The 11441-nt window shown below is 66.1% G+C and carries 9 protein-coding genes; 3 read left to right on the top strand and 6 right to left on the bottom strand.

Annotated features, from left to right (window positions below):
- Positions 1 to 284: 284 nt before the first annotated feature.
- Complete coding sequence (locus BLT40_RS05960; RefSeq protein ID WP_090352209.1) at positions 285 to 1010, bottom strand: hypothetical protein; 726 nt, start codon at positions 1008 to 1010, stop codon at positions 285 to 287.
- Positions 1011 to 1090: 80 nt separating this feature from the next.
- Between BLT40_RS05960 and BLT40_RS05955 the strand changes: the two genes are divergently transcribed.
- Positions 1091 to 1780, top strand: coding sequence for a J domain-containing protein (locus BLT40_RS05955; RefSeq protein WP_090352206.1), 690 nt, complete (start codon positions 1091 to 1093; stop codon positions 1778 to 1780).
- On the opposite strand, the gene BLT40_RS05950 is transcribed toward BLT40_RS05955, so the two are convergent.
- From BLT40_RS05950 to tviB, 5 genes are all read right to left on the bottom strand, one after another.
- Positions 1777 to 3177 (bottom strand): TIGR03013 family XrtA/PEP-CTERM system glycosyltransferase, encoded by a 1401-nt coding sequence (locus BLT40_RS05950; protein ID WP_079521934.1) that lies wholly within the window; start codon positions 3175 to 3177, stop codon positions 1777 to 1779. The two genes, BLT40_RS05955 and BLT40_RS05950, sit on opposite strands and share 4 nt — an antisense overlap.
- Positions 3178 to 3303: 126 nt before the next feature.
- Positions 3304 to 4056 carry a 4'-phosphopantetheinyl transferase family protein gene (locus BLT40_RS05945; RefSeq protein ID WP_090352203.1) on the bottom strand — a complete coding sequence of 251 codons (753 nt, stop codon included), beginning with the start codon at positions 4054 to 4056 and terminating at the stop codon, positions 3304 to 3306.
- Positions 4057 to 4060: 4 nt separating this feature from the next.
- Complete coding sequence (locus tag BLT40_RS05940) at positions 4061 to 5734, bottom strand: GMC oxidoreductase (RefSeq protein ID WP_090352202.1); 1674 nt, start codon at positions 5732 to 5734, stop codon at positions 4061 to 4063.
- Positions 5735 to 5785: 51 nt separating this feature from the next.
- Entirely contained in the window at positions 5786 to 6796 is a 1011-nt protein-coding gene (locus BLT40_RS05935; protein WP_090352199.1) for an NAD-dependent epimerase, read from the bottom strand.
- Positions 6797 to 6812: 16 nt separating this feature from the next.
- Positions 6813 to 8081 (bottom strand): Vi polysaccharide biosynthesis UDP-N-acetylglucosamine C-6 dehydrogenase TviB, encoded by a 1269-nt coding sequence (gene tviB, locus BLT40_RS05930; protein WP_254857292.1) that lies wholly within the window; start codon positions 8079 to 8081, stop codon positions 6813 to 6815.
- 358 nt (positions 8082 to 8439) lie between these two features.
- Between tviB and BLT40_RS05925 the strand changes: the two genes are divergently transcribed.
- Together BLT40_RS05925 and BLT40_RS05920 are read left to right on the top strand one after the other, a co-directional pair.
- Positions 8440 to 9105: a response regulator transcription factor gene (locus tag BLT40_RS05925; protein ID WP_036113486.1), complete on the top strand. Its 666-nt coding sequence runs from the start codon at positions 8440 to 8442 to the stop codon at positions 9103 to 9105.
- Positions 9105 to 11426: an ATP-binding protein gene (locus BLT40_RS05920; RefSeq protein WP_090352194.1), complete on the top strand. Its 2322-nt coding sequence runs from the start codon at positions 9105 to 9107 to the stop codon at positions 11424 to 11426. Before BLT40_RS05925 ends, BLT40_RS05920 begins: the two co-directional genes overlap by 1 nt.
- The last annotated feature ends 15 nt before the right edge of the window (positions 11427 to 11441 follow it).

Raw genomic sequence — 11441 nt, 5'->3', positions numbered from 1 at the left:
CCCTGCACATCGTCGCCATCCTTCCGGCTTGCGCGGACGTGCTTCGTGCACGTCCTATGTCACATGTCACTCGCAGCGGTTCAGTGGTATCGAGGGGTCAGGCTATCTCTTTGTTCTGGCTATAAAAATAGGTCTTTGGTTGTAGGGGCGAACGTCCGGTTCCGGACACCTCGGCGCAAGTCTTGCCGTCTTCGCGGACACCGCGCCGGGGCACTTCAGCGGGGTCGCGAGGTTGCATCCGACTTGCCGTTTTTCACTGTCCGGATCCGGACGGTAAAACGCCGTCACTGGATGGCGATCAGCCACAACGCCGCGCCCTGAACCGGTGCCACGGTCCAGTGCACACGGTAGGTGCCCGCGGTCTCCACCTGTCGCCATGCCACCGCTCCCTGCACGCCGCTCTCGTCGGGCAACGTGACGAAGGCATCGATCAGCTGGAAGCCGTCGCCCGGACTCACGGTCATGCGCTTGACGCCACCGTCGCCCCACCAGAACGCCAGCAATGTGGCGGGTCCGTTCACCGTTACGGTGTCGCTGGCTACCTGCAAGGCGCCATCGGCGTAGGAACGTGCGACGGCAGCCACGCGTGTGCCGTGACGTACTTCGACGAAGGGCAGGGAGAGTTCGCCGCGGGGTTCGCCGCGTTTGTCGATCGATACCGAATGCGACGCGCCGCCTTTGCCGTCGGTGACGACATAGCCCTGTACCGTGAACCGGTCACCGTAGTTCGCGTAGGTCTGCGCCCGGCCCAGGGGCTTCCAACGGTTTCCGTAGGTATCGCGCGGCGTGGCATCGTTGCTGGCATACCCCGCGTTGAACGCGATGAACACGCTTCCACTGACCTGCGTGTCGACCGGCGCCGTGGTCGCGGGGGTAACCCCGAGACCTTCGCCCTGGCCGAGGAAAACGTGCGCGCCTAACGTGGGCGGCATGTCGGCGGCGGTGACGGCGCCGCTGCTCAGGACGAGCAGCAGCGTCGCGGGGAAGGCGACGCGATGGGGCAGGCGCATGCGTATTCTCCATAAGTTGTACTTGTCACGCCATGGTTGCTGCGCCACGCTCTTGGCTGCGGAGCGAAGGGAGCTCGACGGTGGCGGACGAAACCGATTTTCTGGATCTCTACACACGGCTCCGGCTGGAGCCTGGGTGCTCGCTGCCCGAGTTCAAGCAAGCCTACCGGCGCCATGTCGCACAGTGGCATCCGGACCGCCGTGCCGACGGGCATGCCGACGCGCTGGCGGCACGTCGCCTGCAACGGCTTACCAGGCAGTATGGCGCGGCCATGGAATTCCATCGGCGGCATGGCCGTCTGCCGGGGGGCGCACCGCTGCCAGGCGTAGCCGTCGCGACACCGGAACCCGCTGCCGCGATCGAGGACGGTACGCCGGCCACCACGGTGATCGCCGATACGGAGTCGTTGCCACGGCGACCGCTGGGCGCCTGGTGGTGGCTCGCGATCGGCGCGATCGGCGTCGCGGTGCTCGCCTGGTCGCTGATGCCCGCTGCCAGCGAACCCGACGCAGAAGACAACACGGAAGCGGCCACCGTTCGAACGACCGGCGTACCGGCGGCGAACTCCGCCTTTGCGGTCAGCGGACCGTTGTCGCTGGGCATGAGCGAAGACGAAGTCATCGCACTCGAGGGCGAACCCACGCAACGCGCGGACGGTCGCTGGGAATACGAACCCTCCTGGGTCCGCTTCGACAACCACGCGGTCAGTGACTGGTACAGCTCGCCACTTCGCGGTCTGCACAGCGAGAGCCCGCGCCCGCGTCACTAACGCGCACCACGGCCGAACAGCACCACCTCCACCGTCTCGATCAGGATCACCATGTCGAGGAAGAGGTTGTGGTTCTTCACGTAGAACAGGTCGTATTTCAGCTTCTCGGCAGCATCTTCTTCGGAAGCTCCGTAGGGATAGCTGAGCTGCGCCCAGCCCGCCAGGCCCGGTTTGATACTGTGCCGCAAGCTGTAATAGCGAATCTTGGTTTCCAGGTCCGAGACGAACTGCGGGCGCTCGGGTCGCGGGCCCACGATGCTCATGTCGCCACGGATCACGTTCCACAGCTGCGGCAGCTCGTCGAAACGAAGCTTGCGGCAGATGCGGCCCACGCGCGTCACGCGATCGTCGTTGCTCTTCGCCCAGCGTGCCACGCCGTCCATCTCCGCATCGGTGCGCATGCTGCGGAACTTGTACAGCCAGAAAGCACGACCGCGCTCGCCGACCCGCTCCTGGCGATAGAGGATCGGCTGCCCGCGACCGGACTCAATGCGGATGGCTGCGACCACCGCCAGCATGATCGGCCAGCAGAGCAGGGCGATCGTCAGCGATGCACCGATGTCGAACGCGCGTTTCACGAAGAGCGCGAAAGGCGACGCGTTGAAGCCGCCTGAAAACACCAGCCAGGACGGATCGAGCATGGTCAGCTGCACACGACCGGCTTCGCGCTCGACAAACGTGGTGAGATCGGTGATCTGCACGCCGAGCTGGCGGCAGGCCAGCAGGTCGTCCATGGGCAGGCTGCCACGCCGGTCGTCCACGCCGACGACGATTTCGTCAAGCTTCACACGGCGCGCATAGCCTGCCAGTGACTCACGTGTGTCGAGCAGCAGTTCGGCGGGCACCAGGACGTTTTCGTTGGGCCCTTGCACATATCCGAGCAGGCAGAAGCCTCGACGATCCGAGCGGCGGCGCATGCGATTATGGATCTGCGCCGCGCGTTGTCCGGCGCCCAGCACGATCACACGCCGTTTCAGGGCTTCCAGCTCGACCAGACGCATGAAAAGCGCACGAAACGCGGCCGTGGCGATAAAGCCCATCGCCAGCGCCATGCCGAGCACGCCGCGTCCCACGTACGCCTGCGGTACCACGTAATAACCGACCACAAGCACCAGGCCGCCCAGTGCGAAGGCGATGGCATGTCGCGCCAGCTGACCTCGCCAGCTCATGCGCAACGTGGACCGGTATTCGCCGAGTGCCGCCATGCCGAGGAAGATGACCAGCGCGAACATCACCGCGCGTGCGGTAAGCATCTGCATCGATGCTTCGAGGTCGTCCGGTGACGGTGCGAAGCGGATGTACGTGGCGACGTTGAGCGACGCGGCAAGCAGGAGCAGCTCGCATCCACCCATCAGGGTGAGCCAGCGTACGATCGGCTGTCGAAGCAAACGAATCATCGTGTTCCCCTTGCACGCCGCGTGTCGACGTGCCGATGACGGAAGGCTAGGCATGTGCGCCGGGAGTGTCGATTGCACTTCCGGTCGTGACGCGGCTAGGCCGTATGGCCGTGTGTAACGTCATCGTTACAGCGTGTGCAGACGAATGTCCCGGATTGCCGGCGGAGCGGCAAGGGCCGCGATCCAGCGATCGCAGCCCTCGAGGTTGCGCGTGATGCAGGGCGGGTAGTGCGCCGCCTCCGGGGGCGGGAGCAGAAGATGCGTCGCGGGCGCCGGTGTCGTGGCGGGATCGGTCAACAGTCCGACACCGAAGGCTTTCAGCAGCGCTTCTTTCCGCGTCCATAGTTCCATCTGTGCCCAGCGCCTCGCGACATCGTCGAGAACCGACAGCTGTGCGATTTCCGCTCGGGTACAGAACACCGGCATCAGCGTGTCCAGATCCACGCGCGGAGGGTACGTCTCGATGTCGACGCCGATCGTCGCCGCCGGCGAGACCGCCAGCGCCACCACATCGCCGCTATGGCTGAGGCTGGTCGACAACGCGGTGCCGGGCAGGCGGGGCTGCCCATCGGCGGTGCGTGCCAGCGGCACGTCCGATGGCGCCAGGCGCAGGCACTCGCCGAGCACGATACGCCACACGGCATGCGCAAGAACGTAGACGTCGCGATCGCGGGGGTAGTGGAAGCGAAGTGCCCGCGCCCGTTCGCTCCGGTCGAGCAGGGCGTTGGCATCGCACACCTCGTCGCGGAGAGCGAGGGCGTCGAACACGAGGACACAGGCCTGGTCGGCACGCGGCGCATCGAAGCCAATGTCGGCAAGGCGCGCTACGACCCGACCGGAGAGGGTGTCCCTTGGGGGCGCGTGGGCCAGTGCGGTCATCCGGCTATCCGAGTCCGCCCGTTTCGCAGGCTTGCAGCAAGGTCCGCAACTGACCGGCAAGACGCAGACTCAGCGCGATCAGCGTGAAGGTCGGAAACGCCCAGCCGCCGGTGGGGAAGACCGAGCTCCCCGCGACATGGAGATTGCCGACGCCGAACACCTTGCCGTTCGGGTCGACGACACCCTGAGCCGGATCGTTCGCCATGCGTGTGGTACCCATGTGGTGCGCCGTGCCATGTACATCCGGTGGCAGAGCGGGATCGATCGCCCACGCGGCCGGTTCGAACCGGCCGTCGCAGGCATGGGCCAGCCGGTCGCCGGTCAGCACGGTGAGCGTGCGATACGTGTGTCGGTCCAGGTCGGTGAGTCGCCAGTCCACGCTCACCCGTCGCAATCCGAGCGCGTCGCGGCTCGTATCCAGGGTGATCCGGCTGTCGCGGTTGGGCGCCTGCTCGAAGAAGCCGACCAGGGCGACGCGGTCGCTGTGGACTGTGGGGCGGTCGTTCGCCTTCTGGGCGACCGCCCGGACGATGTCGCCGATATGCAGGCCGAGGCGCATCGTGCTTAGCGCGAGGTTCTGCGGTGAGACGGCGACCGCGCCACCGGGCCCGTTCTGCAGCGCGGCGTTGAGACGGGCCTGGAGCAGCGAGCCTTCGTCGCGTACGGGACCACGTAAGGCGGCGCGAAGATCGCGCAGGGCGCGAATACCGCGCGGTACCTCGCCTTCCACCGCGAAGGGGTGCACGCGGCCGTTCAGGGTTTCGTGACGTTTCTGGGCCGCCATCGACAAGCCGATCTCGGGAGACACCGGTGCCCGTGCCTTGCCGATGGTGCGCTCGTAGGGCCGCGTGAGCCGGTCGGGCGTGTCGGAGCGGATGCTGCCGAGCGTGCCGCTGGGATGATCCATGAAATACCGTCCGACCAGATCGCGGTCGTTGCCCAGGCCGCCGGTCGCCACGCTGTCCGACAGCAGCAGGATGCGCGCATTCTCGATGCCGCCAGCGGCAAGGACGTAACGCCGCGCACGGATACGGCCACGGCGGCCGTCGAGCGAGCCGATGCGCGCCTCGGTCACGTGGCTCGCCGTGTCGTTGGAACGCAGCTCCATCACGTTGGCATGCAGCAGAACGGTGATGTTGGCCGCCTGGCCGAGCGGCTCGCGGTAGGCTTCCCCGAACAGGATCGGACTCCGCGCGAAGATGTAGTTGGTCATCACGTCGGGATCGAGGTCGAGCGGCTTGCGTGCCACCGGCCCCTCGAACGATCCCTGGCCGAAACGGTACGACGCGTCGATGTGACAGAAGGCTCGCGCCTTCTCGTACCAGGGTGTCAGCTCGGCGTAGCGCAGCGGCCACCCACTCCCGGGCACCCAGTCGCGCGGGGCCATGTCGTCGTCGCCGAGCGGTATGCAGCCGCCACCCCACAGGGTGCAGCTGCCGCCGAACACGCGCATGCGCGAGGTGCCGGCATCGAAAGGCATGTCGCCGGCCGAGCGGCCGTTGTAGAGGTCCTGGCTGCGATCCTCACCCATCAGGCCGCCGCCCTCGACGAGGCAGACGGTGATCGACGACCCGATGAAGGACTGCGCGATGGCGATACCGGCCGGTCCCGCGCCAATGACGCACAGGTCCGCCTGAAGATCGGCAGGTGCCGACGGGTCGAGGTAATCGATGAGCACGGCGCATCTCCCAGGAATGTCGCGTCGCGTTGGAAAGTCTTCGTAGCCGCGCTAGGCCCGGTAATACGCGCGGTACCAGTCGACGAAATGTCTGACGCCGGAGCGGACATCCACCCGCGGCGCGTACCCCGTGGCCTGCACCAGCGCCGAGACATTGGCTTCGGTGTCGGGTACGTCGCCGGCCTGCAAGGGCAACATCTCCATGCGTGCCTTTCGGTCGAGACACTCTTCCAACGTGTGGATGTACTGCAGCAGCTCCACCGGCTTCTCGTTGCCGATGTTGTAGATGCGGTAGGGCGCGACGCCGCTGCTGCCCGGGTCGGGGCGATCGCCCGACCACTGTTCGTTCCTGCCGGGCAGCTGATCGAGCGTGCGCAGGATCCCCTCGACGATGTCGTCCACGTAGGTGAAGCTGCGCTTGTGGTGCCCGTGATTGAACACCCGGATCGGCTCGCCCGCCAGGATGGCCTTGGTGAACAGGAACAGCGCCATGTCGGGTCGGCCCCAGGGGCCGTACACCGTGAAAAAGCGCAGGCCCGTGCAGGGCAGGCCATAGAGATGCGCGTAGCTGTGCGCCATCTGCTCATTGGCTTTCTTCGACGCGGCATACAGGGTCAGCGGGTGCTCGGTCGGCTGATGCTCGGAAAACGGCATCCGCGTGTCGGCGCCATAGACCGAACTGGTCGACGCGAACACGAGATGTTCCACGTCGTGATGGCGGCAGCCCTCCAGTACATGCAGAAAGCCGGTGACATTGCTGGACATGTACACGTGCGGATTGGTGGCGGCGTAACGTACGCCTGCCTGTGCCGCAAGGTTGACGACGCGTTGCGGGCGGTAGGTGGCGAAGATTTCTTCCACCGCGTCGCGGTCGGCGAGATCGGCGTGGATATGGGTGTAGCCCGGGTCGTCCGCGAAGCGTCGCAGACGTGCCTGCTTCAGCCCCACGTCGTAGTAGTCCGACAGGTTGTCCAGCCCGATCACCTCGTCGCCCCGCGCGAGGAGCCGTAAGGCGAGGTGGGAGCCGATGAAGCCCGCGGTGCCGGTGACGAGGACTCTCATGGATGCCGTCTCGTGGTCACAGGCGCCCGTCCACCGCGTCCCGCGGCAGTACGTACTTGACGTCGTAGACGACGGAGGCCGGCTTGCCGAACGCGCGGATGCCTTCCGCGCCCCATGCGATGAATTCCTTGTGGCCGACCGCGACCAGGACGGCGTCGTAGCTGCCCGCCTCAGGTACGTCGACCGGGGTGATTCCGTATTCGTGCCGCGCCTCGCTGGCCCGCACCCAGGGATCGTGTACGTCGACGTGCACGCCGTAGCTATCCAGTGCGCCTACGATGTCGACCACGCGTGTGTTGCGCAGGTCGGGGCAGTTTTCCTTGAAGGCGAGGCCCAGGATCAGCACGCGCGCCTGCACGGGGTTGATGCCCTTGCGGACCATCAGACGGACCAGCTCGCTGGCGATATACGGACCCATGCCGTCGTTGGTGCGGCGACCTGCCAGGATCACATCGGGGTGGTGGCCTACCTGTTGCGCCTTGTGGGTCAGGTAATACGGATCGACGCTGATGCAGTGCCCACCGACCAGGCCGGGGCGAAACGGCAGAAAATTCCACTTGGTACCGGCCGCTTCGAGGACTTCGAGCGTGTCGATACCCAGTTTGTTGAACAGGATGGCCAGGTCGTTGACCAGGGCGATATTCAGATCGCGCTGGGTGTTTTCGATGACCTTGGCGGCTTCGGCGACCTTGAGCGAACTCGCGCGGTGCGTGCCGGCGGTGATGACCGAGCGGTACAGCGCGTCGACGGTATCCGCGGTTTCCGGCGTCGAACCCGACGTGACTTTGAGAATACTGGTCACTCGGTGTGTCTTGTCACCCGGGTTGATACGTTCCGGGCTGTATCCGACGAAGAAGTCCTTGTTGAAGACGAGGCCCGACACGGCGGCGAGAATGGGAACGCAGATCTCTTCCGTGCAGCCGGGATACACCGTGGACTCGTAGACAACGATGTCGCCGCGCTTGAGAACTTTGCCCAATGTTTCGCTGGCACGGCGCAGTGGTGCGAGGTCGGGGCGACGCGCGTCGTCGATCGGCGTCGGGACGGTCACGATGTAGATGTCGCAATCGGCCAGTTCATCCAGCGCGTCCGAGAAGCGCAGGCGCTTCGAGGCCGCCAGTTCGCCCGCGTCGACTTCCAGCGTGACGTCGCAACCGGCGCGCAGTTCATCGATGCGGCGGGAATGGATGTCGAAACCGAGGGTTGCGTATTGCTTGCCGAATTCGACTGCCAGCGGGAGACCGACGTAGCCGAGGCCGACCACGCCGATGCGGGCGGTAGCCAGCGCGCGTGGTGGCGCGGTCTCCGCGTCGGAATAGGGGCGAGCTTCGGCCGACGCCTCGTGTACGGCGCTACCGGCCTGTCTGCGGCTAACGATGTCCATACGCGTCTTTCCCCTGATGGCCCGGAAACCCCGCGGAACGAGGCCAGATAAGGTTAGCAACGCGCCTTCGCCTTGCCTGTATGGCTTACGTGGGTGGACGAATGGCCGATGGCACCATGCCTGAACGTAGGGCTAGCGCGACGTCGATTGACGTGTGAAGCAAGCGTTTACAAGGCTCGGTCGCCGCGATATCTTGCCGTCGGTCCCACTACGTATCGGTGGGCGTATGACTACAAGCCTCTCCCCATCTGGTCCACTCATGTCCGCGCGAAGCTATCTGGGCTCGGTGCGCGTGGCCTTACTGGACGACCATGCGCTCGTCCTCAAAGGGCTGGTCGCGCAACTGGAGACGTCCCCCTCCATCGTGATTCTCGGCAGCTTTTCGAGCAGCCGGCCTTTCCGTGCCTTGCTGGCCGAGACGCCTGCGGACGTCGTGCTGCTCGACTATTCGCTGGCTTTCGACGATCTCGATGGTGTCGCGCTGATCCGGCTGCTGCGCAAGGCGTACCCGCGCATGAAAATTCTCATCGTCTCGGCGCATGACGAAGGCCTGATCGTGCGCAACCTGCTTCAGGCCGGCGCGGATGGCTTCGTGGCGAAAAGCCAGGATCCCTCGGAGATCATCCACGCGATCGACGTGGTGATGACGGGTGGCGTCTACCGGCCGCCGCAGCGTGTCGGCATACCGGGCGAGGGCGCCGCGGGCAGCAAGACGGGGAAGCAGCTGTCGCTGCGCGAGTGGGAGGTGGTCCGCTGCCTGCTCGACGGACTGGGCGTGACGCAGATCGCGGTGAAGTTCGGCCGTAGCATGAAGACGATCAGCGCACAGAAGTCGGCGGCGTACCAGAAACTCGGCGTCCGCTCGGACAGTGAGTTTCACAGCCTGAAGGAACACATCCGCGCGCTGGCGAACCAGCCGCCGTGATGCGCCGTTTCGCATGGATGCTGGTTGGCTGCATGGTCGCAGCGGTGGCGGTCGCCCAGGACGTGCCGGACGAGGAGGCGCGCGCGCGCTGGGTGAAAGCGCACCCCGTGCTGCGCATCGCCCTGGATCCTCAGCAGGGCGCCGAGATCGGTGCCGGCAAAGCGAACCCCCTGGTGACGGAGTACCTCGCGCTTGCGGCGCGTAAGGCGGGCATGCGCTTCGAGCCGGTACGCACGCGCTCCTGGGCGGAGTCGGTCGCCGCATTCAGGGCGCATCGGGTCGATGTGCTGCCGTCCACCGCCGATCGCCTGCTCACCGCCGATCTGGGCAGCTCGGCGCTGCTGTCGTCGCCTTTCTATGTCGGTCGTACGCTGATCGTAACGCGGACGGTCGGACCCGCCGAAATGGACCTCTGGCATCTGCAGGGGCGCACGGTGGCCTTCAAGGGCGGAGGCCAGTACGAGGCGTGGCTCGAGCGCGAGCATCCCTCCATCACCCGGCTTCCCCTGGCCGATATCCATCAGGTCCTGGCCGCCGTCGAGAGCGGCGTGGCCGATGCGGCGATCGGTGTGGACGTGGCCTATTACCCGATCGTGCGCCGCGATTACGCCATGAGCCTTCGCGTGGCGGGGACGGTGCCGGAGATGGCGGTGTCGGTCCGCGTCGCCGTCCAGCGCGACGAGCCCGAGCTGCTCGCCATTCTGGAGCAGAGCATGCGCGGGCTGTCCTCGGCGGACAACATGGCGGTGATCGAGCGGTGGCTCGAGACGGCGTATCTGCGTCAGCCCACCGTGTCGCAGGTGCTCTCGGCGTTTCGCGGCGAGCTGGGTCTGGGTGTCGCACTGATAGCCGCGCTGGTCTTCGCGCTCTGGCAGATGCGCCGTGCGCAGCTGGCGTCCCGTCGCGGCGAGCAGCAGAAGACCATGCTGCTCGCGGTGATGAGTCATGAAGTGCGCAACGCGGTGAACGCGGTCACGTCGTCGATCGACCTCATGGCACGCGAACCTCAGGATGGGCCCCAGCGTGACCTCATGGCGATCGCACAGGTCAGCAGCCGGAACCTGCAGAACCTTCTGAAGAGCGCCCTCGATTACACGCGCTCGGAAGTTGAGGGTTTCACCCCGGACCCGGTGCCCTGCGACGTGCAGGCGATCGCGCGTGACGCGATCGAGGCACAGCGGCTGGCGATCGAGGCCAAGAGCCTCGCGGTGCGTCTGGATCTGCCGATGGGGCCCTTGCCGTGGCTGCTGGTCGACGAAGTCCGGGTCAGGCAGCTTCTGGAAAACCTGTTCGCCAACGCGGTGAAGTTCACCGAGCGCGGCCACGTGGGAATCGCTCTCTGGCAGGGTGCCGGTGAAAACGAAGACGGGGTGCGTCGCCTGCTGATCGAGGTGTTCGACACGGGTATCGGTGTCCCCGCGAACCGGCAGCGTCAGCTGTTCAAGCCGTTCGCCCAGGTGCGTGGGCGTCTCGACGTCCGTCTTGGCGGCAGTGGCCTCGGCCTGGCGATCTGCAGGGATATCGCGACCAACCTGGGTGGCACCCTCGAATTCAACAGCGAAGCGGGCGTGGGTACGGCCGTCCGCGTCACCTTGCCGACGAGTCTGGTGCCCCGCACGACCTCGTCACCACCGTCGCCAGCCGCCGAAACGTCGATATGCGGCGAACCGGGCGGCATCGTGCTGCTGGTCGAGGATCACCCGGCCAACCGGCAGATCATCGTTGCCCAGCTCAAGTTCCTCGGTTACGCCACCGAAGCCGTGGATCATGGCCAGGCGGCTATCGACCGTTTCGTGCCCGGGCGCTTCGTGGGCGTTCTCCTGGACTGCGAGTTGCCCGACATGCAGGGTTACGACATCGCTTCCGAATTACGCGCGCGAGAGGCCGAGGCTCGCGTCACTCCCACCCGTTTTATCGCCATTTCGGCCAATCAGGGCAGCGACCATGTACGCCGCTGCGCGGAGAGCGGCATCGACATCGTGCTGGGAAAGCCGCTTTCGCTGGATGCGCTGAAATCGGCGCTGGCCGGTCCCGTCTCGCCCATGGCGGAGCAGGCGGTTTCCCCCACGCCCGCCATGCAGGCCGCCTTTCGTGACGAGACCCGGCACGATCTTGCGCTGACCTGCGATGCGCTCGAGCGGGGCGACTTCGCCCGAGCGCTGCATCACGTCCATCGCGTGAAAGGGGCCGCGCTGGTCTGCGGCATGGTGGCGATCGCGGGCATCGCCGAGGGGCTGGAAGAATCGCTGGGGGCGGGTGGGGGCCTTGCCGATGCCGAGCCCTTCATGGAAGCCATCGCGCGGCACCTCGACGGTGACTGAGCCGCCACCACGCCC

The organism is Dyella sp. 333MFSha, from assembly GCF_900102405.1.
GTDB classification, from domain to species: Bacteria; Pseudomonadota; Gammaproteobacteria; order Xanthomonadales; family Rhodanobacteraceae; genus Luteibacter; species Luteibacter mycovicinus.
This window is presented reverse-complemented; position numbering and strand designations above follow the sequence as displayed.

Bases quoted from the DNA above. Each gene is read 5' to 3' on its own strand.
- BLT40_RS05960 (WP_090352209.1), bottom strand. From the start codon at position 1,010: ATGCGCCTGCCCCATCGCGTCGCCTTCCCCGCGACGCTGCTGCTCGTC.
- BLT40_RS05950 (WP_079521934.1), bottom strand. From the start codon at position 3,177: ATGATTCGTTTGCTTCGACAGCCGATCGTACGCTGGCTCACCCTGATG.
- BLT40_RS05945 (WP_090352203.1), bottom strand. From the start codon at position 4,056: ATGACCGCACTGGCCCACGCGCCCCCAAGGGACACCCTCTCCGGTCGG.
- BLT40_RS05935 (WP_090352199.1), bottom strand. From the start codon at position 6,796: ATGAGAGTCCTCGTCACCGGCACCGCGGGCTTCATCGGCTCCCACCTC.
- BLT40_RS05925 (WP_036113486.1), top strand. From the start codon at position 8,440: ATGTCCGCGCGAAGCTATCTGGGCTCGGTGCGCGTGGCCTTACTGGAC.
- BLT40_RS05920 (WP_090352194.1), top strand. From the start codon at position 9,105: ATGCGCCGTTTCGCATGGATGCTGGTTGGCTGCATGGTCGCAGCGGTG.